22 protein-coding genes are annotated in these 26,019 nt (G+C 66.0%); 7 read left to right on the forward strand and 15 right to left on the reverse strand.

Going from position 1 to position 26,019, the window contains the following annotated elements; all coding sequences use genetic code 11:
* Positions 1 to 17: 17 nt before the first annotated feature.
* From acs to dksA, 11 genes are all read right to left on the reverse strand, one after another.
* Positions 18 to 1,952: an acetate--CoA ligase gene (acs, locus tag P0Y43_RS08865; protein WP_275636924.1), complete on the reverse strand. Its 1,935-nt coding sequence runs from the start codon at positions 1,950 to 1,952 to the stop codon at positions 18 to 20.
* 199 nt (positions 1,953 to 2,151) lie between these two features.
* On the reverse strand, positions 2,152 to 3,816 hold the full coding sequence (pgi, locus tag P0Y43_RS08870; RefSeq protein ID WP_275636925.1) for a glucose-6-phosphate isomerase: 1,665 nt from the start codon (positions 3,814 to 3,816) through the stop codon (positions 2,152 to 2,154).
* Positions 3,817 to 4,043: 227 nt separating this feature from the next.
* Positions 4,044 to 4,907 (reverse strand): pantoate--beta-alanine ligase, encoded by an 864-nt coding sequence (gene panC, locus P0Y43_RS08875; protein WP_275636926.1) that lies wholly within the window; start codon positions 4,905 to 4,907, stop codon positions 4,044 to 4,046.
* Positions 4,904 to 5,704: a 3-methyl-2-oxobutanoate hydroxymethyltransferase gene (panB, locus tag P0Y43_RS08880; protein WP_275636927.1), complete on the reverse strand. Its 801-nt coding sequence runs from the start codon at positions 5,702 to 5,704 to the stop codon at positions 4,904 to 4,906. Before panB ends, panC begins: the two co-directional genes overlap by 4 nt.
* Before the next feature lie 251 nt (positions 5,705 to 5,955).
* Positions 5,956 to 6,435: a 2-amino-4-hydroxy-6-hydroxymethyldihydropteridine diphosphokinase gene (folK, locus tag P0Y43_RS08885; protein ID WP_275636928.1), complete on the reverse strand. Its 480-nt coding sequence runs from the start codon at positions 6,433 to 6,435 to the stop codon at positions 5,956 to 5,958.
* 2 nt (positions 6,436 to 6,437) lie between these two features.
* Entirely contained in the window at positions 6,438 to 7,826 is a 1,389-nt protein-coding gene (locus P0Y43_RS08890; protein ID WP_275636929.1) for a polynucleotide adenylyltransferase PcnB, read from the reverse strand.
* Between the two features lie 804 nt (positions 7,827 to 8,630).
* Entirely contained in the window at positions 8,631 to 10,076 is a 1,446-nt protein-coding gene (locus P0Y43_RS08895; protein WP_275636930.1) for a sigma-54-dependent transcriptional regulator, read from the reverse strand.
* A gap of 4 nt (positions 10,077 to 10,080) precedes the next feature.
* Positions 10,081 to 13,056 carry a sensor histidine kinase gene (locus tag P0Y43_RS08900; protein WP_275636931.1) on the reverse strand — a complete coding sequence of 992 codons (2,976 nt, stop codon included), beginning with the start codon at positions 13,054 to 13,056 and terminating at the stop codon, positions 10,081 to 10,083.
* The gene (locus tag P0Y43_RS08905) at positions 13,040 to 13,216 is read right to left on the reverse strand and encodes a hypothetical protein (protein ID WP_003250005.1); all 177 of its coding nucleotides are present in this window, start codon (positions 13,214 to 13,216) and stop codon (positions 13,040 to 13,042) included. The genes P0Y43_RS08900 and P0Y43_RS08905 overlap by 17 nt, the downstream gene beginning before the upstream one ends.
* 153 nt (positions 13,217 to 13,369) lie before the next feature.
* On the reverse strand, positions 13,370 to 14,257 hold the full coding sequence (gluQRS, locus tag P0Y43_RS08910; RefSeq protein WP_275636932.1) for a tRNA glutamyl-Q(34) synthetase GluQRS: 888 nt from the start codon (positions 14,255 to 14,257) through the stop codon (positions 13,370 to 13,372).
* A gap of 61 nt (positions 14,258 to 14,318) precedes the next feature.
* Entirely contained in the window at positions 14,319 to 14,762 is a 444-nt protein-coding gene (gene dksA / locus P0Y43_RS08915; protein ID WP_275636933.1) for an RNA polymerase-binding protein DksA, read from the reverse strand.
* A gap of 210 nt (positions 14,763 to 14,972) precedes the next feature.
* On the opposite strand from dksA, the gene P0Y43_RS08920 reads away from it, so the two are divergent.
* Both P0Y43_RS08920 and sfsA read left to right on the forward strand, forming a co-directional pair.
* The gene (locus P0Y43_RS08920; RefSeq protein WP_275636934.1) at positions 14,973 to 16,145 is read left to right on the forward strand and encodes a pyridoxal phosphate-dependent aminotransferase; all 1,173 of its coding nucleotides are present in this window, start codon (positions 14,973 to 14,975) and stop codon (positions 16,143 to 16,145) included.
* Complete coding sequence (gene sfsA / locus P0Y43_RS08925; RefSeq protein ID WP_275636935.1) at positions 16,145 to 16,858, forward strand: DNA/RNA nuclease SfsA; 714 nt, start codon at positions 16,145 to 16,147, stop codon at positions 16,856 to 16,858. The genes P0Y43_RS08920 and sfsA overlap by 1 nt, the downstream gene beginning before the upstream one ends.
* Here the strand turns inward: sfsA and P0Y43_RS08930 are convergent.
* Entirely contained in the window at positions 16,848 to 17,165 is a 318-nt protein-coding gene (locus P0Y43_RS08930; protein WP_275636936.1) for a Rieske (2Fe-2S) protein, read from the reverse strand. The two genes, sfsA and P0Y43_RS08930, sit on opposite strands and share 11 nt — an antisense overlap.
* Before the next feature lie 152 nt (positions 17,166 to 17,317).
* Between P0Y43_RS08930 and P0Y43_RS08935 the strand changes: the two genes are divergently transcribed.
* Genes P0Y43_RS08935 through P0Y43_RS08950 form a run of 4 tightly spaced genes read left to right on the forward strand, consistent with a single transcriptional unit; the run spans position 17,318 to position 20,912 of the window.
* A complete protein-coding gene (locus tag P0Y43_RS08935; RefSeq protein ID WP_275636937.1) occupies positions 17,318 to 18,199 on the forward strand; it encodes a heme/hemin ABC transporter substrate-binding protein in 882 nt (293 codons plus the stop codon).
* 50 nt (positions 18,200 to 18,249) lie between these two features.
* On the forward strand, positions 18,250 to 19,233 hold the full coding sequence (locus P0Y43_RS08940) for a FecCD family ABC transporter permease (RefSeq protein WP_275636954.1): 984 nt from the start codon (positions 18,250 to 18,252) through the stop codon (positions 19,231 to 19,233).
* Positions 19,233 to 20,000: a heme ABC transporter ATP-binding protein gene (locus tag P0Y43_RS08945; protein ID WP_275636938.1), complete on the forward strand. Its 768-nt coding sequence runs from the start codon at positions 19,233 to 19,235 to the stop codon at positions 19,998 to 20,000. The genes P0Y43_RS08940 and P0Y43_RS08945 overlap by 1 nt, the downstream gene beginning before the upstream one ends.
* Positions 20,001 to 20,009: 9 nt before the next feature.
* Positions 20,010 to 20,912: a ChaN family lipoprotein gene (locus tag P0Y43_RS08950; RefSeq protein ID WP_275636939.1), complete on the forward strand. Its 903-nt coding sequence runs from the start codon at positions 20,010 to 20,012 to the stop codon at positions 20,910 to 20,912.
* A 198-nt stretch (positions 20,913 to 21,110) separates the two neighbouring features.
* Here P0Y43_RS08950 and P0Y43_RS08955 read toward each other — a convergent pair whose 3' ends face one another.
* The 3 genes from P0Y43_RS08955 to P0Y43_RS08965 all read right to left on the reverse strand — a co-directional run bounded on the left by P0Y43_RS08955 (position 21,111) and on the right by P0Y43_RS08965 (position 23,569).
* On the reverse strand, positions 21,111 to 21,392 hold the full coding sequence (locus P0Y43_RS08955; RefSeq protein ID WP_275636940.1) for a TfoX/Sxy family protein: 282 nt from the start codon (positions 21,390 to 21,392) through the stop codon (positions 21,111 to 21,113).
* 169 nt (positions 21,393 to 21,561) lie between these two features.
* A complete protein-coding gene (locus P0Y43_RS08960; RefSeq protein ID WP_275636941.1) occupies positions 21,562 to 21,906 on the reverse strand; it encodes a pentapeptide repeat-containing protein in 345 nt (114 codons plus the stop codon).
* A 100-nt stretch (positions 21,907 to 22,006) separates the two neighbouring features.
* Positions 22,007 to 23,569, reverse strand: a complete 1,563-nt coding sequence (locus P0Y43_RS08965; protein ID WP_275636942.1) for an AAA family ATPase — start codon at positions 23,567 to 23,569, stop codon at positions 22,007 to 22,009.
* 114 nt (positions 23,570 to 23,683) lie between these two features.
* Here P0Y43_RS08965 and mrcB point away from each other — a divergent pair, with 114 nt between their 5' ends.
* The gene (gene mrcB / locus P0Y43_RS08970; RefSeq protein ID WP_275636943.1) at positions 23,684 to 26,005 is read left to right on the forward strand and encodes a penicillin-binding protein 1B; all 2,322 of its coding nucleotides are present in this window, start codon (positions 23,684 to 23,686) and stop codon (positions 26,003 to 26,005) included.
* Positions 26,006 to 26,019 lie beyond the last annotated feature (14 nt).

Below are 26,019 nucleotides of genomic sequence, written 5' to 3' on the forward strand. Positions count from 1 at the left end.
GCCGCCCTGGCGATCATCTATGGGTTGAGGCGTTTGTCGATCAGGCCCTGGACCACGCTTGGGTCGGCCAGGGTCGAGGTGTCGCCCAGGTTGTCGAGCTCGTTGCAGGCGATCTTGCGCAGGATACGCCGCATGATCTTGCCCGAGCGGGTCTTGGGCAGCGCGGGCGCCCATTGGATCAGCTCCGGCTTGGCGAAGCTGCCGATCTCCTTGCTCACCAGCGCCAGCAGCTCGGCCTTGAGCGCATCGTCCGGGGTGACGCCATTCATGGTCGTGACGAAGGCGTAGACGCCCTGGCCCTTGAGGTCGTGGGGGTAGCCGACCACCGCCGCCTCGGCGACGCTGTCGTGCAGCACCAGCGCGCTCTCGACCTCGGCGGTGCCGATGCGGTGGCCGGAGACGTTGATCACGTCGTCGATACGCCCGGTGATCCAGTAGTCCCCATCGGCGTCGCGGCGCGCGCCGTCGCCAGTGAAGTAGTAGCCGGGCATGGGTTTGAAGTAGGTATCGACCATGCGCTGGTGGTCGCCATACACGCTGCGGATCTGCCCCGGCCAACTGGCCTTGATCGCCAGCAGGCCGGCCCCGGGGCCTTCGATCAGCTTGCCTTTTTCGTCCAGCAGCACCGGTTGCACGCCGAACATCGGTTGCGTGGCGCAGCCCGGTTTCAGGCGTGGCGTGCCAGGCAGGGGGGTGAGCATGATGCCGCCGGTTTCGGTCTGCCACCAGGTGTCGACGATCGGGCAGCGCTTTTGCCCAACGGCTTCGAAATACCATTCCCAGGCTTCCGGGTTGATCGGCTCGCCGACGCTGCCGAGCAGGCGAAGGCTCTTGCGCGAAGTGCCCTGCAACGGCCCGTTGCCTTCGCGCATCAAGGCGCGCAGGGCGGTGGGCGCGGTGTAGAAGATGTTCACTTGGTGCTTGTCCACCACCTGCCAGAAACGTGAGGTGTCGGGGTAATTGGGCACGCCTTCGAACATCAGCGAGATCGCGCCGTTGGCCAGTGGGCCATAGACGATATAGCTGTGCCCGGTGACCCAGCCTACGTCGGCGGTGCACCAGAACACCTCGCCGTCGCGGTAGTCGAACACCACCTTGAAGGTCAGGGCGGCTTGCAGCAGGTAGCCGGCGGTGGTGTGCAGCACACCCTTGGGCTTGCCGGTGCTGCCGGAGGTATAGAGGATGAACAGCGGGTCTTCGGCGTCCATCGGCTCGGGTGGGCAGTCGTCGCCGGCCTTTTCCGTGGTCTCGTGGTACCACAGGTCACGGCCTTCGCTCCAGGCCACTTCGGCCCCTGTGCGGCGCACCACGAACACGCTGGAGACGTTCGGGCAGCTGGCCAGGGCCTTGTCGACGTTCTGCTTGAGCGGGATGCGCTTGCCGCCGCGCACGCCTTCGTCGGCGGTGATCACGATGCGGCAGTCGGCGTCGAGGATGCGGTCGCGCAGGGCGTCGGGGGAGAAGCCGCCGAACACCACCGAGTGGATCGCGCCGATGCGCGCGCAGGCGAGCATGGCGTAGGCGGCTTCGGGCACCATCGGCATGTAGATGCACACCCGATCGCTTTTCTTCACCCCGCGCGCCTTCAGAGCGTTGGCCAGGCGGCAGACCTGACGGTGCAGTTCGCGGTAGGTGATGGCTTTGGAGTCCTGCGGGTCGTCGCCCTCCCAGAGTAGGGCGGTCTGGTCGCCGCGGCTGGCCAGGTGGCGGTCGATGCAGTTGTGGCTCACGTTGAGCCGTCCGCCGTCGAACCAGCGCGCCTTGCCGTGCGTGAGGTCGCATTGCTGCACGCTCGACCAGGGTTTGCTCCAGTCCAGGCGCTTGGCCTGTTCGGCCCAGAACGTATCGGGGGCTTCGATCGACTGGCGGTAGAGGCGCTGGTAGTCGTCGTCGGAAAGTGTCGCGGACTGGCTGACGGCCAGGGCCTGGGGGTAATCGCGGATATCGAACATGGCGGGTTGTCCTGCTCTTGTCGGGGCGATGGACTGCACGCGGGCCCGGCACGCTGGCGGGGGAACGTGCAACGGCTATTCGATAGGACAGTGTAGCGGGTGGGGGTGTTCCGGGGGATTGAGGGGCGGCGAGTGCGCCCTCGATCGCGGAGCGAGCCCGCTCCTACAGGACCGTGGGGCCTGTAGGAGCGGCTGCGACTCAGCCGCGGTGACGGCCGCGGAAGTAGTTGATCAGGCCCTGGGTCGAGCCGTCCTCGGCGCTGTCTTCCAGGCTACCGACAAGACGTTGGTACACGCCCTTGCCCAGCTCCTTGCCCAGTTCCACGCCCCACTGGTCGAAGGCGTTGATGCCCCACACCACGCTCTGCACGAACACCTTGTGCTCGTACATCGCCACCAGCGCGCCCAGGCGGCGCGGGCTGATGCGCTCGACCACCAGGGTGTTGCTCGGGCGGTTGCCGGGGATCACCTTGTGCGGCGCCAGCTTCTCGATGTCCGCTTCGCTGGTGCCCTTGGCACGCAGCTCGGTTTCGGCCTCGGCACGGGTCTTGCCGAGCATCAGCGCCTGGCTCTGCGACAGGCAGTTGGCGTACAGCCACTGGTGATGGTCGGCCACCGGGTTGAAGCTGACCACCGGCACGATGAAGTCCGCCGGGATCAGCTGGGTGCCTTGGTGCAACAGCTGGTGGTAGGCATGCTGGCCGTTGCAGCCCACGCCACCCCAGATCACCGGGCCGGTGTCGGTCTTCACCGGGGTGCCGTCCTGCAGCACGCTCTTGCCGTTGGATTCCATGTCCAACTGCTGCAGGTGCTTGGTGATGTTACGCAGGTAGTGATCGTAGGGCAGGATCGCATGCGCCTGCGCGCCCCAGAAGTTGCCGTACCACACGCCCAGCAGGGCCAACAGCACCGGCATGTTCTTCTCGAACGGCGCGGTCTGGAAGTGCTGGTCCATGGTGTAGGCACCGGACAGCAGTTCCTTGAAGTTGGCGGTGCCGATGGCCAGGGCGATCGGCAGGCCGATGGCCGACCACAGCGAGTAGCGCCCGCCGACCCAGTCCCACATCGGGAAGATGTTCTCTTCGCGGATGCCGAAGGCCACTGCGGCGGCCTTGTTGCTCGACACGGCGATGAAGTGGCGGTACAGCTCGGCCTCGGAACCGCCCTGCGCCAGGTACCAGGTGCGCGCGGCCTGGGCGTTCTTCAGGGTTTCCAGGGTGTTGAACGACTTCGACGAGACGATGAACAGGGTGGTCTCGGCGCGCAGCTTGGCCGACAGCTCGTGGAACTCGCTGCCGTCGATGTTCGCCAGGTAGTGGCAGCGCACGCCGCGCTGGGCGTAGGGCAGCAGGGCCTCGGAGACCAGCTCGGGGCCGAGGAAGGAGCCGCCGATGCCGATGTTCACCACGTCGGTGATCGGCTTTTCGCTGTAGCCGCGCCACAGGCCATCATGGATGCGCCCGACCAGCTCGGTGATCTGGTTGAGCACCTTGTGCACCTCGGGCATCACGTTGACGCCGTTGACGCTGAGCTTGTCGCCCACCGGACGGCGCAGCGCGGTGTGCAGCACCGGGCGGCCTTCGGAGGCGTTGATGATCTCGCCGCCGAACATCGACTTGATGGCGTCGGCCAGGCCCACTTCGGTGGCCAGGTTCACCAGCAGGTCACGGGTCTGTTCGTTGATCAGGTTCTTAGAGTAGTCGAGGAACAGGCCGCAGCTGCTGAGGGAGAACTGCTCGAAACGCTTGGGGTCGCTGGCGAAGGCTTCACGCATGCTGAAGCCCTGCATGGCGTCGCGGTGTTGCTGGAGCGCCTGCCAGGCGGGCAGCGCCGTCACATCGTGGGGAGTACGGTAATACGCCATTGCGGATGGTTTCCTTGGGGCATGGTCAGGCTGTGACACTGGCAACCGTTGCCAGTTGCAGGGTTCTGCATTATAGGCATTGGCCGGTCGGCGGGAATGGGGTGGGCTGGCGGGGGCGTGAAATATTTGGGCGGGGTGTCAGTGCCGGCCTCATCGCGGAGCAAGCCTGCTCCAGGTGCAGCGGGGTACCTGGAGGAGCGGGCTCACGCGCGATGGGGGCGCCGCGGTCAGGCGGTCTTTTCGTCCAGGTGCAGGTACAGGTTGTCGATCAACCGGGTATTACCCAGGTAGGCCGCTCCCAGGATCACCAGGTCACGGTCGTCGACCTGCGCCGGGCGCAGGTTCACGGCATGGCGCACCTCCAGGTAATCCGGGCGGAACCCCGCGGCCACCAGCTGCGCCTGGCCTTCAGCCAGCAGCGCGGCATAGTCGCGCTGGCCACGACGGACAGCCTCGGCCAACTGGCTCAGCACTCTGTACAGCGCCGGTGCCGCAGCGCGCTGCTCGGCGCTCAGGTAACCGTTGCGCGACGACAGCGCCAGGCCATCGTCGGCGCGCACCGTGGGCTCGCCGATGATCTGGATCGGCATGTTCAGGTCGCGCACCATGGCGCGGATCACCGCCAACTGCTGGTAGTCCTTTTCACCAAACACCGCCAGGTCCGGCTGGACCATGTTGAACAGCTTGCTGACCACCGTCGCCACGCCCTCGAAATGCCCCGGGCGGCTGGCGCCACACAGGCCTTCGGAGAGTTGCGGCACGCTCACGCGGGTCTGCACGCTCATGCCATCGGGGTACATCTCTTCCACGGTGGGGGCGAACAGCAGATGGCAGCCGGCCTGGAGCAGGCACTCCTGGTCGGCGGCGAGGGTGCGCGGGTACTTGTTGAGGTCTTCGCCGGCACCGAACTGCAGCGGGTTGACGAAGATGCTGGCGACCACGAAGTCGGCGCGCTGGGCGGCCTTGGTCACCAGCGCGGCATGACCGCTGTGCAGGTTGCCCATGGTCGGCACGAAGCCAATGCGCTTGCCTTCGCCACGGGCGCGCGCCACGGCGGCGCGCAGTTCACGGACAGTCTTGACGGTATTCATGCGCTGAACCCATGTTCGCTACCGGGGAAGGTCACGTCCTTGACCTCTTTGACATAGGCAGCCAGGGCGCTGTGGATATCCGGCTGGCCCGCCATGAAGTTCTTCACGAACTTCGGCACGCGGCCGCTCAGCGACAGGCCAAGCATGTCGTGCAGCACCAGCACCTGGCCGTCGGTGGCGCTGCCGGCGCCAATGCCGATAACCGGGATGCCCACCGCTTGGGTGATTTCCGCCGCCAGTTCGCTGGGCACGCATTCGAGCAGCAGCATGGCCGCGCCGGCCTGTTCCAGGGCGATGGCGTCGGCGCGCATCTGCCGCGCCTGGGCTTCCTGGCGGCCCTGCACTTTATAGCCGCCGAGCACGTTGACCGTCTGCGGGGTCAGGCCCATGTGCGCGCACACCGGCACGCCGCGGTCGGCCAGCAGGCGGATGGTCTCGGCCAGCCAGGCGGCACCCTCGACCTTGACCATGTGGGCGCCGGCACGCATCAGCGTGGCGCAGTTCTCGAACGACTGCTCCAGCGTGGCGTGGGCCATGAACGGTAGGTCGGCGAGGATCAGCGCACCGTCGTTGCCGCGCTTCACGCAGGCGGTGTGGTAGGCCATGTCGGCGGTGGTGACGGGCAGGGTGCTGTCGTGGCCTTGCAGGACCATCCCCAGGGAGTCCCCCACCAGCAGCACTTCCACGCCGGCCTGGCTCGCGGCCTTGGCGAAAGTCGCGTCGTAGCAGGTCAGCATGGTGATTTTCTCGCCCTTGGCCTTGAGGCCGTGCAGGGTGGTCAGGGTTACTTCAGGCATGTAGCGAAATCCTCGTTCAGGCGCTGTGAAAAACGACTGCGTACAACGCGTGTATTCATCTTCCGGAGCGGCACATCATCGTGCGTGATGTTCGGGTCACAGGGCTGTCCGGGCCTAAATGGGTGTGATGCGGCTTACAGGCGCCGCGGGACGCCTATAGTCGTGAGCGATGGGGGGGAAGTCAATGACCCTGTTACCGCATTGTTACGCGCAGGGTGTTACTGGCGTTACCGTTGGCTGGAACGCCCGGTTTACAAGCGTTCCAGGCCGACGAACGGGCACTCGGCGAGCAGTTGCGCGAGGCTGCGACCGTCCGCCAGGTGGAAGTCGGTGGGTACCAGTTCGGCCAGTGGATAAAGCACGAAGGGGCGGGCGTGCAGGTGGTAGTGCGGCACTTTCAGGCGCGGCAGGTCGATCACCTGGTCGGCGAACAACAGCACATCGAGGTCCAGTGTGCGCGGGCCCCAACGCTCTTTGCGCACGCGGCCCTGGTCGTTCTCGATGGCTTGCAGAGCATCGAGCAGCTCCAACGGCGCCAGTTCGGTGTCGATGGCGGCCACGGCGTTGGTGTAGCGCGGCTGGCCGGGCAGCAGCGAATCGCTGGTGTACAGCGCCGAGGCCGCGGCCAGGCGGGTGCCGCTGATCTGGTCCAACGCCTGGAAGGCGCTGCGCAACTGTTCGGCCGGCTGGTCCAGGTTGCTGCCCAGGCCGATGTAGGCGCGTGCCGGCATGCTCAGTCGAACGCCTCGCCGCCACCGGCCTTGCGCTTGCTGCCACTGCGCTTGCGTTTGCGCGGTGCGGTGCCGGCGCCTTCGTCACGGCTGCCCAGCTCGCGGATCATGTCGCGGCGCTCGCTGTCGTGGGCGTCCTGGTAGTCGGTCCACCACTGGCCGAGGTCGTCGGTTTCCTCGCCAGCGCTCTCGCGCAGCAGCAGGAAGTCGTAGCCGGCGCGGAAGCGCGGGTTGTCCAGCAACTGGTCGGCACGCTTGCCGCTGCGTCGTGGCAGGCGCTCCTGCATGTCCCAGATCTCGCGGATCGGCAAGGTGAAGCGCTTCGGAATGGCGATGCGCTGGCACTGCTCGGCGATCAGGTCGTGGGCGGCTTCGTTCATCGCCGGGATCGGCGGCACGCCTTGGCTTTGCAGGTACAGCGCTCGCGACGGCAACGCCGGCCACAGCAGGGCGGCGAACAGGAACGCCGGGGTCACTGGCTTGCCTTGCTTGACCCGCAGGTCGGTGTTGGTCAGCGCCTGGCTGATCAGCGTGTGGGTGTAGGTCGGGCGCTCGTCCAGGGCCTCGCTGCTGGCTGGGAACAGCGGCTCGAACAACTGCAGGTCGACCAGCATCTCGAAGGCGATCGCCCCTTGGCCGGAGAGGAACAGCTTGAGCACTTCCTCGAACAGGCGGGCAGGGGGGATTTCGCGCAGCAGCGACGCCAGTTCGCGGATCGGTTGCACGGTGTGCTTCTCGATGCCGAAGTCGAGCTTGGCGGCGAAGCGTACCGCGCGCAGCATGCGCACCGGATCTTCCTGGTAGCGGTGGGTCGGGTCGCCGATCAGACGCAGCAGGCGGTTGCGGATATCGTGGACGCCGTTGGCGTAGTCCAGGATGCGCTCGCTGACCGGGTCGTAGTACAGCGCGTTGATGGTGAAGTCGCGGCGCTGTGCGTCATCTTCGAGGGTGCCGTACACGTTGTCGCGCAAAATGCGCCCGCTGGCGTTGTGCGACGAACGGTGGGTATCGCCCTGGTCTTCTTCGGAGTGGTGCGCCCGGAAGGTGGCGACCTCGATGATCTCGCGACCGAAGTGGATATGCACCAGCTTGAACCTACGACCGATGATGCGGGCGTTACGGAACTCCGCGCGCACTTGTTCGGGGGTGGCGCTGGTGGCCACGTCGAAGTCCTTGGGGGTGATGCCCAGGAGCAGGTCGCGCACGCAGCCGCCGACCAGGTAGGCCTGGTACCCGGCGTTTTGCAGGCGCTCGACGATGCTCACGGCATGGCGGCTGAACTGGCTGCGTTGCAGCGAGTGCTGGCTCTTGTTGATCACTTCAGGCGTGGTGCGCCTGTGGTGCTGAGCACGAACGGGGGGGCGGAACGACTGGAACAGCTTCTTCAGCATGGGATGCACTGTTTGAAGGAATGTTCGGCCAAGAATAGGAGAATGGCCGCATGATGGCGGGGGATTCTAGCATTTACTCGTGGAATGGTGTAGGCGGTGCTGCGAAGGGCGTTTCAGGCGGGAGAAACGACATGGGGAGCCGAAGCTCCCCAGGAAAGTCGTTGCGTGCTCTTGTTGTTCTTCTACTGGGCTTCTTGTTTTTGTTGAATGCCCTGCCCACAAATCTCAAAGCTTGTGAGCGACCCCTAAACCAGGGGTGAAGAGCAAACGGATTGCTTTGGTCGCTGACGTTATGCTGATCTCGCGATCCAACCAGTTCAGGCGCTGCTTTTAAGTGCAGTTTTTGTTGTTCTCTGCCTGGTCGTGGGGCAAGCCCCAAACACAACTCCTCTCCAAAAGAATCAGTTAGCTGCGCCTCCGCCGTCTTGTTCTTGTTGTGCGTGAGCCGTTTCGTCTTGTTCTTATTCTGAGTTGCAGTGCTTGTTATTGTTCTTGTACGAAAGATATAGCAGTTGCCGTGCCAACTTTTGCAAGTCCAATAAAATCAATGGCTTGAGAGAATTTTTGGTCGACCGAAAAGCCGCAAATGTAGAAATTTCGTTACCGTATGCCTCGGTGGCTGTTACGTTTGGCCGGGCTGGGTAACAGATTTTTCACGTTAGCCGGGGTGTTACCGGGTGGCGATGTGCTGGTGCTGCAAACGCAATCGCGGGGCAAGCCCGCCCCCACAGGATAGGCAGTGTTCCTGAGAACGACGCAGATCCTGTGGGCGCGTGCTTGCCCCGCGATGAGGTTACGGGCGAATCAGTTGTCGCTGGTGGCGTTGCTCTTGCGCCGCGGGATACCCAGGCGCTGGCGCCGCTCCCACAGGCACTTGCGGCTCACGCCCAGCTTGCGCGCCAGTTCGGTCTCGGTCATGTGGTCCTGATGCTCGAGTACGAAGTGCTGGAAGTAGTCCTCCAGCGACAAGTCCTCGGTCGGCTCGTGGCTGGCGTTGTTGGCGCTGACCCCGGCCACCACCGGCAGGCTGTCGAGGCGATCGTCGTCCAGGTCGCCCAGCTCGATGTCGATGCCCAGCAAGTCGGCGGAGATTTCCGGGCTCTCGCTGAGGATCACCGCGCGCTCCACGGCATTCTCCAGCTCACGCACGTTACCCGGCCAACTGTAATGGCGGATGGCCTGCTCGGCCTCGCTGGAGAAGTGCAGGTCGTCACGGCCGATGCGCGCGCTCTGGCGGGCGAGGAAGGCGTTGGCGATTTCGTTCACGTCGCTGCCACGCTCACGCAGGGCCGGGAGCTTGAGGGCGATGACGTGCAGGCGGTAGTAGAGGTCTTCGCGGAATTGCCCGGCCTTGGCCAGGTTCTTCAGGTCGCGGTGGGTCGCGGCGATCAGGCGCACGTCGACCTTCTGCGACTGCACCGAACCGACCCGGCGGATCTCGCCTTCCTGTAGCACACGCAGCAGGCGGGCCTGGGCTTCCAGTGGCAGTTCGCCGATCTCGTCGAGGAACAGCGTGCCGCCGTCCGCGGCTTCCACCAGGCCGGCGCGGCCGGCGCTGGCGCCGGTGAAGGCGCCTTTCTCGTGGCCGAACAGCTCGGACTCGATCAAGGTTTCCGGGATTGCCGCGCAGTTCACCGAGATCATCGGCGCCTTGGCCCGGCGCGACAGGTTGTGCAGGGCACGGGCCACCAGCTCCTTGCCGGTGCCGGACTCACCCTGGATCAGCACGTTGGAATCGGTAGGCGCGACCTTGCGGATCTTGCCGTAAAGGTCCTGCATCGGTGGGCACGAGCCGATGATGCCGATTTCGCCATTGGCTGCGTTGCTGGCACCCTTGTCGGCGCCGGCCTTGCCGTTGGCCCGCGACTCGGCAGTGACAGGGGCGCTGGCGGGGGCGTTCTGCCGATCGCGCAGGATACGCGCCACGGCCTGGAGCATCTCGTCATGGTCGAAGGGCTTGGCGATGTAGTCCACCGCGCCCATCTTCATCGAGTCTACCGCCGAGCGCAGGCTGGCGTAGCTGGTCATGATCAGCACCGGCGTGCCCTGGCCGAGCTTGATCAGCTCGGTGCCTGGTGCGCCCGGTAGACGCAGGTCGCTGACGATCAGGTCGAAGGTGGCAATGCTGAAGCGTTCCTGGGCTTCCTGCACCGAGCCGGCTTCGCTGACCTGGTACTGGTTCCGCTCGAGCAGGCGACGCAGGGCCGAACGGATGATGGTTTCGTCTTCGACGATCAGAATGTGCGGCATTGATTCAATTCTCTCGACGGTCTCGAATTTCAGGGGACGTCGCTACGACATGCCGGGGCAGGGTCACGCGGATCCGGGTACCACGCTGCCGTTCGATATCGGCCGGGCTGTCGATGGTGATTTGCCCATAATGCTCTTCCACGATGGAATAGACCAGAGCAAGCCCCAGACCCGTGCCTTCGCCCGGGTCCTTGGTGGTGAAGAAGGGTTCGAAGAGGCGGTCCATGATGTTCTTGGGGATACCGCTGCCTTCATCCTCGACGATCAGGTCGACGGTGTGTTCGTTGGCTTCGCTGCGCACGCGCACGGCGCTGCCGGGCGGCGAGGCGTCGCGAGCGTTGGAAAGCAGGTTGATCAGCACCTGGGCCAGGCGCTGCGGGTCGCCTTCGGCCCAGTGCTCCGGGTCGCAGAGGTTGAAGAACTGTACTTCGAAATTGCGCCGGTTCAACGCCAGCAGACCGATGGCATCCTGCGCCACCTCGGCCAGGCACACCGGCTCTTCGCTGTTCTGGTGGCTGCCGCCGGCATGGGCGAAGCTCATCAAGGACTGCACGATGCGCGAGACGCGCTTGGTCTGGTCGAGGATCTGGCTCGACAGCTCGATGATCTCGCCGTCGCCCTCGCGTTCCTCGCGCAGGTTCTGCGCCAGGCAAGCGATGCCGGTGATCGGGTTGCCGATCTCGTGGGCCACGCCGGCGGCCAGGCGGCCGATGCTGGCCAGGCGCTCGGAGTGCACCAGCTTGTCTTCCAGGGCCTGGGTTTCGGTAAGGTCCTCGACCAGCAGCACCAGGCCGCTGTTGCCCGGCGCCAGCGGCTCGTCGATGGCCGCCTTGTGCAGGTTGAGCCAGCGCGGCTGGCCGTCGAGGACCAGGCGCTGCTTGTGCAGGTGCTCGTCAGGCACGTCGATGAAACCCTGCAGCAGCCCGCGCCACGGCTCGGCGATGGTCACCAGGCGCGAGCCGACCACGTGCATGGCGGCGATCCCGGTCAACTCCTCCATGGCCTTGTTCCACATCAGGATTTCCTGGTCCTTGGCCAGCGAGCACACGCCCATGGGCAGCTCTTGCAGGGTCTGGCGGTGGTAGCGGCGCAGGGCGTCGAGTTCGGCGGCCAGGCCGGTGAGGCGCGAGTGGTAGTCTTCCAGGCGGCTTTCGATGAAGTGAATGTCTTCGGTGACGTAGTTTTCGTTGCCGGATTTGTACGGCAGGAAGGTCTCGACCATGTCCTGCGCCACGCTCGGGCCCATCAGGCCGGAGAGGTTGGCTTCGATGCGGTCGCGCAGGCGACGCAGGGCGTAGGGGCGACGTTCGTCGAACGGCAGGTAGAGGTCGCGCAGGGCTTGTTCCACCTCCTTTTGCGCGGCCTTTGCGCCCAGCGGCTTGGCCAGTTGCGTGGCGAACTCCTGCGGCGAGGCGGCGTGCAACTCGCGGCGCTGCGGGCGGCGCACGTTATCCACGGCGCAGGCTTCGGCGGCGCTGACTTCCTCGCTGCTGGCGTTGGTGAACAGCGAGATCAGCGTGAACAGCAGCACGTTGGCCGCCAGCGAGGCGATCGCCGCCATGTGCCAGCTGGTGTCGTCCAGCACGTAGATCATGTCCAGCAGCGGGATGTAGAAGCCCTGCACGTTGCCCAGCAACGGCAGCAGCATGGTCACCATCCACACCGTCATGCCCGCCAGCATGCCGGCGATGAAGCCGCGCCGGTTGGCGGTCGGCCAGTACAGCACCGAGAGCACCCCGGGCAGGAACTGCAAGGTGGCGACGAAGGCGACGATGCCCAGGTTGGCCAGGCTCTGGTGGTAGTTCTGGGTGAGGTAGAAGACGAAGCCGGCGACGATGATGGCGACGATCAGCGCCCGCCGCGTCCATTTCAGCCAGCGGTAGATGTTGCCTTCGGCCGGCGGCTGGTACAGCGGCAGCACCAGGTGGTTCAGGGCCATGCCCGACAGCGCCAGGGTGGTGACGATGATCAGCCCGCTGGCCGAGGCCAGGCCGCCGATGTAGGCCAGCAGCGCCAGCGCCGGGCTGTCGGCGGCCAGCCCCAGGCCCAGGGTGAAGTATTCCGGGTTGGTGCTCGCGCCCAGGCGCAGGCCGGCCCAGAGGATCAGCGGCACCGCCAGGCTCATCAACAGCAGGAACAGCGGCAGGCCCCAGCTGGCGCTGACCAGCGAGCGCGGGTTGAGGTTTTCGGTGAAGGCCATGTGGTACATGTGCGGCATGACGATGGCCGAGGCGAAGAACACCAGCAGCAGGGTGCGCCATGGCCCTTCCTGCAACGGCGTGTGCAGCGCGGCCAGGGCGGTCTGGTTCTGCAGCAGCCACACCTCCAGTTGGTGCGGGCCACCGAACACGCCGTACAGCGCGTACAGGCCGACACCGCCCAGGGCCAGCAGCTTGATCACCGACTCGAAGGCGATGGCGAACACCAGCCCTTCGTGCTTCTCGCGGGTGGCGATGTGGCGCGAGCCGAAGAAGATGGTGAACAGTATGATCAGCACGCAGAAGGCCAGCGCCACCCGCGCCTTGACTGGCTCGCCGGTGAGGATGCTGATGGAGTCGGCCACCGCCTGGATTTGCAAGGCCAGTAACGGCAGCACGCCGATCAGCATGAAGATGGTGGTCAGCGCGCCGGCCCAGGTGCTGCGAAAGCGGAACGCCAGCAGGTCGGCCAGCGAGGAGAGCTGGTAGGTGCGGGTGATCTTGAGGATCGGGTAGAGCAGCACCGGGGCCAACAGGAACGCGCCGGAGACCCCCAGGTAGCAGGCCAGGAAGCCATAGCCGTACTGGTAGGCCAGGCCCACCGAGCCATAGAACGCCCAGGCACTGGCGTAGACGCCCAGTGACAGGGTGTAGGTGAGTGGGTGGCGGATGACCGAGCGCGGGATCAGCCCACGCTCGCTGATCCAGGCCACGCCGAACAGCACCAGCAGGTAGGCGGCGCTGATCAGGATCATCTGGGTCAGGCTAAAGCTCATCGGCATCTCGTTGGCTCTGCAGAATGAAGGTGACGACGATCAGGATCAGCCAGAGCAGGTAGGGGCGGTACCAGGCACCGGTCGGTTCGATCCACCAGTCCATGATGGCCGGGGAGAACAGGTAGATCCCCACGACCAGAAGCAGGACCAAACGATAGATATACATGCGGGCCTCAAGGGTTGGGCGCTGCGGGCGTGGACTTATTATTGGCGCAAATGGCTGCGGCGATGCTAGCGGGATTCTGGGGTGTTAGCCAAGGGTTTGAATTCTTTGGGGTTTTGAAGTGCGCAAGCCAGGCCGGCGCTATCGCGGGCAGCCTCAGCGCAAATCAGCTTCCGGCACCGTCAACTGCCGCGCAATCGCCTCAGGCCGCCACTGCCCGCGCGCCACCGCCAACACCTCGGCCGGGCTTGCGCCCTCCAGCGCCGGGTCGCTCGCCTGCCCCAGCGCCCGCAACGCCCGCAGCAGCAAGGGCGTGGCCTGGTCCGCCTGCAACGGCGGCGAGCGGTACGATTTGCCCAGCTTGTGCCCATCGGGCTGGACGATCAGCGGGATGTGCAGGTAGCGCGGCTGCGAGAACCCCAATAGCTCTTGCAGATACAGCTGGCGCGGGGTGTTGTCCAGCAGGTCGGCGCCGCGCACGATGTCGGTGACCCCCTGCCAGGCATCGTCCAGCACCACCGCCAATTGATAGGCATACAGCCCGTCGCGGCGCTGGATCACGAAGTCACCGACCTCGCGCCCCAGGTGCTGCTGGAAATCGCCCTGCACGCGGTCGCTGAAGCGGTAGATCAGCTCCGGCGCGCGCAGACGGATCGCCGCGCCCTCGCGGGCGTGGCCGGCATTGCGGCACAGGCCCGGGTAGATCCCGCCATGGCCCTCCAGCTGCTTGCGTGAACAGGTGCAGGCATAGGCCAGGCCCAGGTTGAACAAGCGCTCGACCACGGCGGCGTAGGCCTCGTGCCGCTGGCTTTGGTACACCACCTCGCCATCCCACTCCAGGCCGTAGCGCTCCAGGGTGGTGAGGATGGCATCGCGGGCACCGGGCATTTCCCGCGGTGGGTCGGTGTCTTCCATGCGTAGCAGCCAGCGCCCGCCCACGGCGCGGGCGTCGAGCCAGGAGGCGAGGGCTGCGACCAGTGAACCGAAGTGCAGGAAACCACTGGGGGTGGGGGCGAAGCGGCCGATGTATGTGGAGTCGTTCATGGCGTGTGCGGCTATAAAAGAAACGGGGCGCATGATGCGCCCCGTTCGGGTGGGAGAAGGGTCAGGCCTTGCCGGCCGTCTTTTCCTTCTTCTCCGCGATTTCCTTGCAGTCGAAGCACAGGTCGGCGGTCGGGCGGGCTTCCAGGCGGCGCAGGCCGATCTCGATGCCGCAGGCGTCACACCAGCCGTACTCGTCGGCCTTGATCTTGTCGAGGGTCTTGTCGATCTTCTTGATCAGCTTGCGCTCGCGGTCGCGGTTACGCAGCTCAAGGGCGAATTCTTCCTCCTGGCTGGCACGGTCGGCCGGGTCGGGGAAGTTGGCCGCTTCGTCCTTCATGTGATCCACGGTGCGGTCCACACTGACCATCAGCTCGCCTTTCCAGGCATTGAGGAGCTTGATGAAGTGCTTCTTCATGGGCTCGCCCATGTACTCCTCACCCTTGCTCTCTACGTAGGGCTCGACACCGTACATGGTCTGGATTTTCTGCTTTTCTACGGTGGACATGAATAGACCGCCTCTCACTCATCTGATCCAATGCGCAGGCTGCTCCATCTCCGGCGACCGCCGGCCCTGCGACTGCGAGCCGCCGAACTTACCAGATAGATCCGGGGTGCGCTACCCCGCCCGGTCCCTGGTATTGACAGTGGTCAGCGACGCCCCTTCGTTGCCTTGCAACGGTAGAATCTCCAGTTTAGACCCAAATGAGAGAAGGTCATGGCCCACTCCCACAGTGCGCGCAGCCGCGCCATCGAACCCTTCCACGTCATGGCGTTGCTGGCCCGTGCCAACGAGCTGCAGGCCGCCGGGCATGACGTGATCCACCTGGAGATCGGCGAGCCGGACTTCACCACCGCCGCGCCTATCGTGGAGGCCGGCCAGGCCGCCCTGGCCGCCGGCCACACCCGCTACACCGCAGCCCGTGGGCTGCCGGCGCTGCGCGAGGCGATCGCCGGGTTCTATGGCCAGCGCTACGGCGTGTCGGTCGACCCCGAGCGTATCCTCGTCACGCCAGGCGGTTCCGGCGCGCTGCTGCTGGCCAGCAGCCTGCTGGTCGACCCCGGCAAGCACTGGCTGCTGGCCGACCCGGGCTACCCCTGCAACCGCCACTTCCTGCGCCTGGTCGAAGGCGGTGCGCAGTTGGTGCCGGTGGGGCCTGAGGTCAACTACCAGTTGACCGCCGACCTGGTGGAGCGCCACTGGGACAAGGACACCGTCGGCGCCCTGGTGGCTTCCCCGGCCAACCCCACCGGCACTGTGCTCGACCGCGATGCCCTGGCCAGCCTCTCGCGCGCCACCCGCGAGCGCCATGGCCACCTGGTGGTGGACGAGATCTACCACGGGCTGACCTACGGCATGGACGCGTCGAGCGTGCTGGAAGTGGATGACGACGCCTTCGTCCTGAATAGTTTTTCCAAGTATTTCGGCATGACCGGCTGGCGCCTGGGGTGGCTGGTGGCACCCCAGGCCTCGGTCGGCGACCTGGAGAAGCTGGCGCAGAACCTCTACATCAGCGCCCCGAGCATGGCCCAGCATGCCGCCCTGGCCTGTTTCGAGCCGCGCACGCTGGCGATCCTCGAAGAACGCCGCGCCGAATTCGCCCGGCGCCGCGACTACCTGCTGCCAGCCTTGCGTGAATTGGGCTTCAACATCGCCGTGGAGCCCCAGGGCGCCTTCTATCTATATGCCGACATCAGCGCCTTTGGCGGCGATGCCTTCGCCTTCTGCCGGCATTTCCTGGAAACCGAGCACCTGGCCTTCACCCCGGGCCTGGATTTTGGTCGCCACCAGGCCGGCCACCACGTGCGCTTCGCCTACACCCAGAGCCTGGAGCGCCTGGAGGAGGCGGTGCAGCGCCTTGCCCGTGGCCTGCGGAGCTGGCAAGGCTGATGCGTTTCTCTCCTCAACTCGAACAAGGGCGGCTGCTGCGTCGCTACAAGCGCTTCCTCGCCGATATCGAATTGGCCAGCGGCGAACAGTTGACCATCCACTGCCCGAACACCGGCTCGATGCTCAACTGCATGAAGGAAGGCGGGCAAGTGTGGTTCTCGCGCTCCAACGACCCCAAGCGCAAGCTGCCGGGCACCTGGGAGATCAGCGAGACGCCCCAGGGGCGGCTGGCCTGCGTCAACACCGGGCGGGCCAACGCGCTGGTCGAGGAAGCCCTGCGCGCCGGGGTGATCCGTGAGCTGGCCGGCTTCACCGAGCTCAAGCGCGAGGTGGCCTATGGCGAGGAGGGCAGCCGTGTCGACTTTCGCCTGGTGTTCGCCGAGGGCCCGGCCTACGTGGAGGTCAAGAGTGTCACCCTGGGCTACCCGGACACCTCGGTAGCGGCCTTTCCCGACGCGGTCACCCAGCGTGGCGCCAAGCACCTGCGCGAGCTCGCCGCCCTGGCGCGCCAGGGTATTCGCGCGGTGCAGCTGTACTGCGTGAACCTCACCGGCGTCGAGGCGGTGCGCCCCGCCGAGGAGATCGATGCCGGCTACGCCCAGGCCCTGCGCGCCGCCGTGGCCGATGGCGTGGAGGTGCTGGCCTACGGCACTCGGCTGGATGCCGAGCAGGTGGTCGTCGACCGCCCGCTGCCGGTGTTGCTCAACCCATGAGCCAAATGCCCTGGCTGTCTTCCAGGCAGCCCAGGGCCTGCAACGCCTCGCCCTCGCAGGGGCCCGCCACGCATTCCCCGGAGTCGATCAGGAACAGCGCGCCATGGTGCCCGCAGTGGATGAGGCTGGCGCTGTCGTCGAGAAAGCCTTCTTCGGCCCAGTTCAGGGGAATGCCACGGTGCGGACAGCGGTTGCGGTACAGGTACACCCGGCCGTGGTGGCGCACGCCGAACAGCGTTTCACCGGCTACGCTAAAGGCGCGGCTGCGGCCTTCGGGCAGGGCATCGGAAGGACAAAGCAAGTGCATTGCGGGGACGACTCTTGAAACCAGGGGTGGCTTGACGCTTCAATGCGAATAATTATCAAATTGCCCGCATCCGCTGCGCCAGCCCCGCCATGGTGCGCAGTTCTGCCGGGCGCCACAAGGCTCCCGCCTGTCTTCTGCCAAGGAACCCGACGATGCGCCGTCTCGCTGCCCTGCTCGCCATGAGCGCCGGTCTTGCCCTTTCCACCCCGGCACTGGCCGCCGAGCTGCCGCAACGCTGGGTCAGCGCCGGGGGCGCGCTGAGCGAATGGATCAGCGCCCTGGGCGGCGAGGCGCGACTGGTCGGCGTCGACACCACCAGTCAGCACCCGGAAACCCTCAAGGCGCTGCCGAGCATCGGCTACCAGCGCCAGCTCTCGGCCGAAGGCATCCTCAGCCTGCGCCCGGATGTGTTGGTAGGCACCGAGGAAATGGGGCCGCCGCCGGTGCTGGCGCAGATCCGTGGCGCCGGGGTGCGGGTCGAGCTGTTTTCCAGCAAGGCCGAACTCGCGGCGGTGGACGACAACCTCAAGCACCTGGGCGCGCTGCTGGGGGCCGAACAGAAGGCCGGCGAACTGGCTGCCAGCTACCACCAGCAATTGGCTGCGCTGCAAGCGCAGATCAAACAGGCCCAGGCCGGCCAGAAGGCCCCCGGCGTGCTGCTGCTGGTCGGCCATGCGGGGGCCAAGCCGCTGATTGCCGGGCTCGGCACCTCGGGTGACTGGCTGCTGCGCCAGGCCGGGGCGCGCAACCTGGCCGACCACCAGGGCTACAAGAACTTCTCGGTCGAAGCGCTGGCCGCGCTCGACCCGGATGTGGTGGTGTTCTCCGACCGGGCGCTGGAGGGCGAGCAGGCGCTGCAGGCACTGCTCAAGGAGAACCCAGCGCTGGCCGCCTCGCGCGCGGTGCGCGACAAACGACTGGTCTCGCTCGACCCGACCCTGCTGGTGGGCGGCCTCGGCCCGCGCTTGCCGGCCACCTTGCGTGAGCTGGCTGCGACCTTCTACCCCGCCGCCAAGGCCAGCCTCGCCCCATGAAACCGCGGATCCAGCCGCGCACACTGTTCATTTGCCTGACCCTGCTGTGCCTGCTGGCGGTTTGGCTGTCCCTGGCGCTTGGGCCGGTCAGCTTGCCGCTGGCAGACATCCTGCGCGCGGGCCTGCGCCTGTTGGGCCTACCGCTGGCGGCTGAAGGGCTGGAGCAGGCCGAGCTGATCCTCGGCCAGATCCGCCTGCCACGTACCTTGCTGGGGTTGGCCGTGGGCGCGGTGCTGGCGCTGTCCGGGGTGGCCATGCAGGGGTTGTTCCGCAACCCGCTGGCCGACCCTGGCCTGGTCGGCGTGGCCAGCGGTGCGGCGTTCGGGGCTGCGCTGGCGATCGTCGGCGGCAGTGGGTTCGGCGGTTTGCCGGACGCGCTGGCACCCTACCTACTGTCGTTCTGCGCCTTTATCGGCGGCCTCGGGGTCACGGCGCTGGTCTACCGCCTGGGGCGGCGTGAAGGGCGCACCGATGTCGCCACCATGCTGCTGGCCGGCATCGCCATGACCGCCCTCGGCGGTTCGGCTGTCGGCCTGTTCACCTACCTGGCCGATGACGCCACCCTGCGCACCCTGACCTTCTGGAACCTGGGCAGCCTCAACGGCGCCAGCTACCAGCGCCTGTGGCCGTTGCTGCTGGTGGCGCTGGCGGTGAGCCTGTGGCTGCCGCGTCGCGCCCAGGCGTTGAATGCCTTGCTGCTGGGCGAGTCGGAGGCGCGGCACCTGGGCATAGAGGTCGAGTCGCTCAAGCGTGAGTTGGTGTTCTGCACGGCGCTGGGCGTTGGCGCTGCGGTGGCGGCGGCCGGGCTGATCGGCTTCATCGGCCTGGTTGTGCCGCACCTGGTGCGCCTGGTGGCCGGGCCGGATCACCGCGTGCTGTTGCCAGCCTCGCTGTTGGCTGGCGGCTCGCTGCTGCTGTTCGCCGACCTGGTGGCACGCCTGGCGCTGGCGCCGGCTGAGCTGCCGATCGGCATCGTCACCGCTTTCATCGGCGCGCCGTTCTTCCTGTTCCTGCTGGTGCGGAGGGGTGCCTGATGCTTGAAGTCCAAGGCTTGCACCTCAAGCGCGGCAGCACGGAGGTGCTGCACGATATTCACCTGCGGGTGGCGCCTGGGCAGATCCTTGGCGTGCTAGGCCCCAATGGTGCGGGCAAGAGCAGCCTGCTCGGCGCGTTGTGCGGCGAGTTGGCCCCCAGCCAGGGGCAGGTGTTGCTGCACGGGCGTGCGCTGGGCGACTGGCCGGGGCCGGCGCGCGCGCAACGCCTGGCGGTGTTGCCGCAGGTCTCCAGCCTGGGTTTTGCCTTCCGCGTCGAGGAGGTGGTTGGCATGGGGCGCCTGCCCCACGGCAGTGGTCGCCTGCGCGACCGGGAAATCGTCGAGACGGCCTTGCGCGCTGCGGATGCCTGGCACTTGGTCGAACGCAGCTACCTGGCGCTGTCCGGTGGCGAACGCCAGCGCGTGCACCTGGCCCGGGTGCTGGCCCAACTGTGGCCGGGCGAGGAGGGCGCTACCCTATTGCTGGACGAGCCGACCTCGATGCTCGACCCGCTGCACCAGCACACCACCCTACAGGCGGTGCGCCATTTCGCTGACCGTGGCGCGGCGGTGCTGGTGATCCTGCATGACCTGAACCTGGCCGCGCGCTACTGTGACCAGATATTGCTGCTCGAACAGGGCCGCTGCCATGCCCTCGATACCCCGCACCAGGTGCTGACCCCTTCGGCCCTGCACGCGGTGTTCGGCATCGAAGTGCTGGTGCAGGCCCATCCGGAGCGTGGCCACCCGCTGATCATCACCCGCTAGGAGTCGCCGATGCGCCACCCATTGATGTGCAGCCTTCCGATTGTCCTGGCCCTGGCGTTGCTCGGCTGCCAAGCGCGCCAGGCCGAGTTGCCAGCGCTACCGGCTTGGCAGAGCAGCGAGGGGCGCAATGACGCGATGTTGGGGCAGATTCGCGAATTGGCCACGGGCCGTACCCTGACCCCCGCACAGTTGGTGCAGGCATTGGCCACGGCACCACGCGTGCTGGTGGGTGAGAAACACGACAATCCCGACCACCATGCCCTGGAGCGCTGGCTGTTGCAGGCACTGCAAAGCCAACGCCCCCAGGGCAGCCTGCTGTTGGAAATGCTGCAACCCGAGCAGCAAGCGCGGGTCGACGCCCTGCGCGGTAGGGCTCAATGGCCTGAGGACCTGCCCAAGGCGCTGGCCTGGCAGGATGGGTGGAGCTGGCAGTTGTACGGCCCTATCGTGCGTGACGCGTTGCGTGGCCCGCAGCCCCTGCTGGCCGCCAATCTGTCGCCTGACGAAATGCGCCAGGCCTATCGTCAGCAACCCGTGCTGCAGGGCGAGCGCTCGAACGCGCCAGCCGTGAAGGCCGCGTTGCTCGAAGAGGTGCGTGCCGGCCATTGTGACCTGCTGCCGGAAACCCAGTTGCCGGCGATGCTGGTGATTCAACAGCAGCGTGACCGGCGTATGGCCGAGCGGTTGTTGGCAGCGCCTGAACCCGCCTTGCTGCTGGCGGGTAGCTTCCACGCGCGCAAGGACTTGGGCGTGCCATTGCATCTGGCCGACCTCGGTGCCAAGGGGGCTACCCAGGTGTTGCTGCTGGCCGAGGTGGGCGAGCCGGTGGCCGCTGCAACGGCCGACTATGTCTGGTACACGGCAGCGATGCCGGCGCAGGACTATTGCGCTGGCCTGCATCGCGGGCCCTGAGTCTTCTGTACAAAACAAGGGGACTTTCCAGCAGGCAAAAAAAGACCCGGCAAAATGCCGGGTCAATAACCGTGATTAGCCTGATGAGGAGATAATCTGAGAGTCCGAACCAGGGGCTTTCAGTTTATCCAACCAGTCTCGCGACCAGTTGTTATAATCATAACGATTCTCATTTCGACGTCAATCCCCTTTCTTCAATTATTCCGCTTTTTTTTGCGCGGGGGTCGTCTTGGCATCCAGTTGCTGGTTGAGGGCCTCCTTGCGCTCGGCGGGCAGGTCGTTCCAGTGCATGTCCAGCAGGGCACCCTCTATCGCATACAGCAACACCTTCGAGGCACGGAACCCGCGCGTGCGCACCGCCTGGTAGGCACCGACCGCACCGAGACGGCGTAGGTCCGACGCACTGTGGATACCGGCGGCATGCAGCCATTGCGCAGAGGTCTTGCCCAGGTTTTTCAGATGCTGCAGCTCATCGTTCATCAAGCCTCCTTGCGATGGCTGAACGGGTCTGTGGATAAATCGAGCAGGTCAGTGAGGAGTGTAGCGGGGGTTGGTGAATGCGCGGCCTTTTGCCATCTGAGGCCGACGGGATGCGTGGGTAGTAACGGCTCTATCGCGGGCTAGCCCCGCGATAGGGTCGCCAGGGGGATCATGCCAGTCGATACCGCATGCGCGTCCCGAACTTCGCCGACATCAGGATTTCGTCGGCACTCAGCGCGGCGGGGAAATACGTCCCGGAAATCTGCGCGTGGGAGATGCTGGCGCCTTCCAGGCCATTCTCGCGCAGGTCCAGCCCGCGCAGGTCGGCGGCGCGGAAGTAGGCGTCGGTGAAGTCGATGCCGCGCACGTCGAGGCTGCGCAGGTCAAGGCCGCGGAAGTCACCGCCGCGAAAGTCGATGACACCCTCGGCGGGACGCTCACGGTTGAAGGCGGCGATGTTTTCGTCGCGCACCAGGGTGTACAGAGCGTTGTCCAGTTGCCTGGGCTGGTTCATGACGGCGCCTCCTCGTGGGGTGTGATGATATTGTAATGCCATCACTGGGGGCGGCGCCGGGTTTCAGGCGGGAAGTGTGCACTGCTTCACGCCTTGGCGGTCATAGACCGGGCAGGCGCTGGCGGATCTGCTCGATCAATTGGTCCATGCTGGAGGCTTCGTGGGTATCCACGCGCTTGCTGTGGGCCTGCTCTTGCTCGTCCAGCGGGTCACGGTTGGCCTGCTGCGCCTTGATCACCTCCAGGGTGGCGTCGGACGGGTCGTCGTTCTGTGCCTGGCGCTGCTCCAGCCAGCTGGCGATCACCGCCTCCGGGGCTTGGCAGTCGAGGATCAGGAACGGCACGCCGGTGGCGCTGGCCACCTCGGCCGCGGCCTGGCGCTGCGGGCGCTTGAGGTAGGTGGCGTCGAGCACCACCGGCAAGCCGGCGCGCAGGATGATGCCGGCCAGCTCGTTCAGGCGCTGGTAGGTGGCGGCGCTGGCGTCGTTGCCGTAGATACCGGCCTGTACCTGGCCAGCACTCTCGGCCGCCTGCTCGCCGAACAGGCGCTTGCGCTCGACGTCCGAGCGCACGCGCACCGCGCCCAGCGCTTCGACCAGACGCATGGCCACATGGCTCTTGCCCACTGCCGAAACCCCATGGGTGATGGCCAGCAGGCGCGAGGGAATGGCGCTGTAGCTCTCCGCCAGGTTGGCGTAGTTGCGGTAGGTGCGCAGGGTGGTGGCGCGCTGCACGCCGTCGGCTTCGGCCGGCATGCTGAACAGCGCGACCTTGGCGCGGACCAGGGCACGGTAGGCTTTGTAGAAGTTCAGCAGCTCCAGGCCCTGGTAGTCGCCGGTCAGCTCCAGGTACTGGCTGATGAAACGCCGTGCCAGGCACTTCAGGCCACGGTCTTCCAGGTCCATGGCGAGGAAGGCGGTGTCGGCGTAGACGTCGGTGAAGCGGAACGGCTCGTTGAACTCGATGCAGTCGAAGATCACCACCTTGCCGTCGATCAGCGTGGCGTTGCCCAGGTGGATGTCACCGTGGCATTCGCGAATGAAACCCTCGGCCTTGCGTGCCTTGAGCAGACCTTGCAGGCGCTCGAAGCTGCTGCGCGCCCAGGCTTGCAGGTTGTCCAGTTGCTGCAGGTCGGCCTTGTCGCTGAGGAACGGGCGGATTTGCTCGAAGTTCTGCTCCACCGGAGCCATCACGCTTTCCGGGGTGCCCAGTGGGTGGTCCAGCGGCACGCGCGGTGCTTGCAAGTGGAACGCGGCGATCTGCCGGGCCATCTGGTCGATGTGACCGGCGTTCAGCTCGCCGTTGGCCTGCAGGGTATTGAGCATCTGGCCCTGGGGGAACTGGCGCATCTTCAGTGCGTACTCGATCGCCACGCCTTCGCCACCCAGCTGAGGCGCCTCGACGCTGCCGGTGATCGGCAGGACGTCCAGATACAGGCCGTCGGTCAGGCGCTGGTTCAGGCGCAACTCTTCGTTACAGAAATGCTGGCGCTGACCCAGTTCGGTGAAATCGAGGAAGCCGAAATTCATCGGTTTCTTGATCTTGTAGGCATACTCGCCGGTCAGCAGGACCCAGGAGATGTGTGTCTCGATGAGCTGGAAACCCTCGACAGGGTGGGGGTAGAGGGCGGGGTTCTGCAGCGCGCTGATAAGGGCTTGGCTCACGAGATTCCTTCCGGGGTCAGGGAATTCAAAGCCGCCATTATGGTCAATGGAGCCGTCCCTGCCTACCGCCAGCGGGCGTCCCCAGCCCTAGCAAAGTGCGTATAATCCGCCGCCATGACTCGATCCCGAAATCCCCGTACTCCCCCTAAACGCCCGACCGGCCGCTCTCGCGCCTGGCTGGGCTGGGCGCTCAAGCTCAGCCTCGTCGGCCTGGTGCTGGTCGCAGGCTTTGCCATCTACCTCGATGCCGTGGTCCAGGAGAAGTTCTCCGGCAAGCGCTGGACCATCCCGGCCAAGGTGTATGCCCGGCCGCTGGAGCTGTTCGTCGGGCAGAAACTGAGCAAGGACGACTTCCTCACCGAGCTCGATGCCCTCGGCTACCGTCGTGAGAGCGCGGCCAACGGGCCGGGTGCGGCGGCGGTCAATGGCAACAACGTCGACCTCAACACCCGTGGCTTCCAGTTCTACGAGGGCATGGAGCCGGCGCAGTTCGTGCGCGTGCGCTTCTCCGGCGACTACGTGGCCGGCCTTGCCGGAGCCAATGGCGGCAAGCTCGACGTGGTGCGCCTGGAGCCGCTGATGATCGGCGGCATCTACCCGAAGAACCTCGAAGACCGCATCCTGATCAACATCGACCAGGTACCGCCGTACTTGCTCGAAACCCTGGTCGCCACCGAAGACCGCGACTTCTACAGCCACTTCGGTGTCTCGCCCAAGTCCATCGCCCGCGCGGTGTGGGTCAACACATCCGCCGGCGCCATGCGCCAGGGCGGCAGTACCCTGACCCAGCAGTTGGTGAAGAACTTCTTCCTGACCAACGAGCGCAGCCTTAGCCGCAAGCTGACCGAGGCGATGATGGCCGTGCTGCTGGAAATGCATTACGACAAGCGCGAGATCCTCGAGGCCTACCTCAACGAAGTGTTCGTCGGCCAGGACGGCCAGCGCGCGGTGCATGGTTTCGGCTTGGCCAGCCAGTTCTTCTTCAGCCAGCCGCTGGCCGAGCTGAAGCTGCATCAAATCGCCCTGTTGGTGGGCATGGTCAAGGGCCCTTCCTACTACAACCCGCGGCGCTACCCGGAGCGTGCCCTGCAACGGCGCAACCTGGTGCTCGACCTGCTCGCCGAGCAGGGCGTGGCCAGCCAGGAGGTGGTCGACGCGGCGAAGAAGATGCCCCTGGGCGTGACCAAGCGCGGCAGCCTGGCGGACAGCTCGTTCCCGGCCTTCCTCGACCTGGTCAAGCGCCAGTTGCGCCAGGACTATCGCGACGAAGACCTTACCGAAGAAGGCCTGCGCATCTTCACCAGCTTCGACCCGATCCTGCAGATGAAGGCCGAATCGGCGATGACCGAGACCTTCAAGCGCCTGGCCGGGCGCAAGGGGGCGGACGAGGTGGAGTCGGCCATGGTGGTCACCAACCCGGAAACCGGCGAGGTGCAGGCGCTGATCGGCAGCCGCCAGGCGGGCTTTGCCGGCTTCAACCGGGCCATCGACGCGGTGCGGCCGATCGGCTCGCTGGTCAAGCCGGCGGTGTACCTGACCGCGCTGGAGAAGCCGACCAAGTACACCCTCACCAGCTGGGTGCAGGACGAGCCGTTCTCGGTCAAGGGCGCCGACGGCCAGGTATGGCGGCCGCAAAACTACGACCGTCGCCCGCACGGCACCATCTACCTGTACCAGGGCCTGGCGAACTCCTACAACCTGTCGACCGCCAAGGTCGGCCTGGAAGTCGGGGTGCCCAATGTCATCAAGACCATCGGCCGGCTTGGCGTGCAGGTCGATTGGCCGGCGTTCCCGTCGATGCTGCTGGGGGCTGGTGGTATGTCACCGATGCAGGTGGCGACCATGTACCAGACCATTGCCAATGGCGGCTTCAACACGCCGATGCGCGGTATCCGCAGCGTGCTCACCGCCGAAGGCGAGCCGCTCAAGCGCTACCCGTTCCAGATCCAGCAGACCTTCGACCCGGGCGCCATCTACCTGGTGCAGAACGCCATGCAGCGGGTGATGCGCGAAGGCACTGGGCGCTCGGTGTACAGCGTGCTGCCGAGTTCGCTGACCCTGGCCGGCAAGACCGGCACCAGCAACGACTCGCGCGACAGCTGGTTCTCGGGCTTCAGCCAGGACCTGCTGGCGGTGGTCTGGCTGGGCCGCGACGACAACGGCAAGACCCCGTTCACCGGTGCCACCGGCGCGCTGCAGGTGTGGACCAGCTTCATGCGCAAAGCCGACCCGCTGCCGCTGGACATGCCGCAGCCGGACAACATCGTGCAGGCGTGGATAGACCCGTACAGCGGCCAGGGCTCGGACGGTAGCTGTCCGGGAGCCGTGCAGATGCCGTATATTCGTGGCAGTGAGCCGCCCGCCGGCACAGCCTGTGGCGGCCAGCAGAATCCGGCTGAATCGGTCATGGACTGGGTCAAGGGCTGGATGAATTGAGTGCGATCGGCATT

The organism is Pseudomonas entomophila (assembly GCF_029193575.1).
In the GTDB taxonomy this organism is placed as follows: domain Bacteria; phylum Pseudomonadota; class Gammaproteobacteria; order Pseudomonadales; family Pseudomonadaceae; genus Aquipseudomonas; species Aquipseudomonas entomophila_G.

Bases quoted from the DNA above. Each gene is read 5' to 3' on its own strand.
- P0Y43_RS08955 (WP_275636940.1), bottom strand. From the start codon at position 21,392: ATGAACGATGAGCTGCAGCATCTGAAAAACCTGGGCAAGACCTCTGCG.
- sfsA (WP_275636935.1), top strand. From the start codon at position 16,145: ATGCGTTTCTCTCCTCAACTCGAACAAGGGCGGCTGCTGCGTCGCTAC.
- P0Y43_RS08945 (WP_275636938.1), top strand. From the start codon at position 19,233: ATGCTTGAAGTCCAAGGCTTGCACCTCAAGCGCGGCAGCACGGAGGTG.
- P0Y43_RS08920 (WP_275636934.1), top strand. From the start codon at position 14,973: ATGGCCCACTCCCACAGTGCGCGCAGCCGCGCCATCGAACCCTTCCAC.
- folK (WP_275636928.1), bottom strand. From the start codon at position 6,435: ATGCCGGCACGCGCCTACATCGGCCTGGGCAGCAACCTGGACCAGCCG.
- panB (WP_275636927.1), bottom strand. From the start codon at position 5,704: ATGCCTGAAGTAACCCTGACCACCCTGCACGGCCTCAAGGCCAAGGGC.
- P0Y43_RS08895 (WP_275636930.1), bottom strand. From the start codon at position 10,076: ATGCCGCACATTCTGATCGTCGAAGACGAAACCATCATCCGTTCGGCC.
- P0Y43_RS08905 (WP_003250005.1), bottom strand. From the start codon at position 13,216: ATGTATATCTATCGTTTGGTCCTGCTTCTGGTCGTGGGGATCTACCTG.
- P0Y43_RS08935 (WP_275636937.1), top strand. From the start codon at position 17,318: ATGCGCCGTCTCGCTGCCCTGCTCGCCATGAGCGCCGGTCTTGCCCTT.
- gluQRS (WP_275636932.1), bottom strand. From the start codon at position 14,257: ATGAACGACTCCACATACATCGGCCGCTTCGCCCCCACCCCCAGTGGT.
- dksA (WP_275636933.1), bottom strand. From the start codon at position 14,762: ATGTCCACCGTAGAAAAGCAGAAAATCCAGACCATGTACGGTGTCGAG.
- pgi (WP_275636925.1), bottom strand. From the start codon at position 3,816: ATGGCGTATTACCGTACTCCCCACGATGTGACGGCGCTGCCCGCCTGG.
- P0Y43_RS08950 (WP_275636939.1), top strand. From the start codon at position 20,010: ATGCGCCACCCATTGATGTGCAGCCTTCCGATTGTCCTGGCCCTGGCG.
- mrcB (WP_275636943.1), top strand. From the start codon at position 23,684: ATGACTCGATCCCGAAATCCCCGTACTCCCCCTAAACGCCCGACCGGC.
- panC (WP_275636926.1), bottom strand. From the start codon at position 4,907: ATGAATACCGTCAAGACTGTCCGTGAACTGCGCGCCGCCGTGGCGCGC.
- P0Y43_RS08960 (WP_275636941.1), bottom strand. From the start codon at position 21,906: ATGAACCAGCCCAGGCAACTGGACAACGCTCTGTACACCCTGGTGCGC.
- P0Y43_RS08890 (WP_275636929.1), bottom strand. From the start codon at position 7,826: ATGCTGAAGAAGCTGTTCCAGTCGTTCCGCCCCCCCGTTCGTGCTCAG.
- acs (WP_275636924.1), bottom strand. From the start codon at position 1,952: ATGTTCGATATCCGCGATTACCCCCAGGCCCTGGCCGTCAGCCAGTCC.
- P0Y43_RS08930 (WP_275636936.1), bottom strand. From the start codon at position 17,165: ATGCACTTGCTTTGTCCTTCCGATGCCCTGCCCGAAGGCCGCAGCCGC.
- P0Y43_RS08900 (WP_275636931.1), bottom strand. From the start codon at position 13,056: ATGCCGATGAGCTTTAGCCTGACCCAGATGATCCTGATCAGCGCCGCC.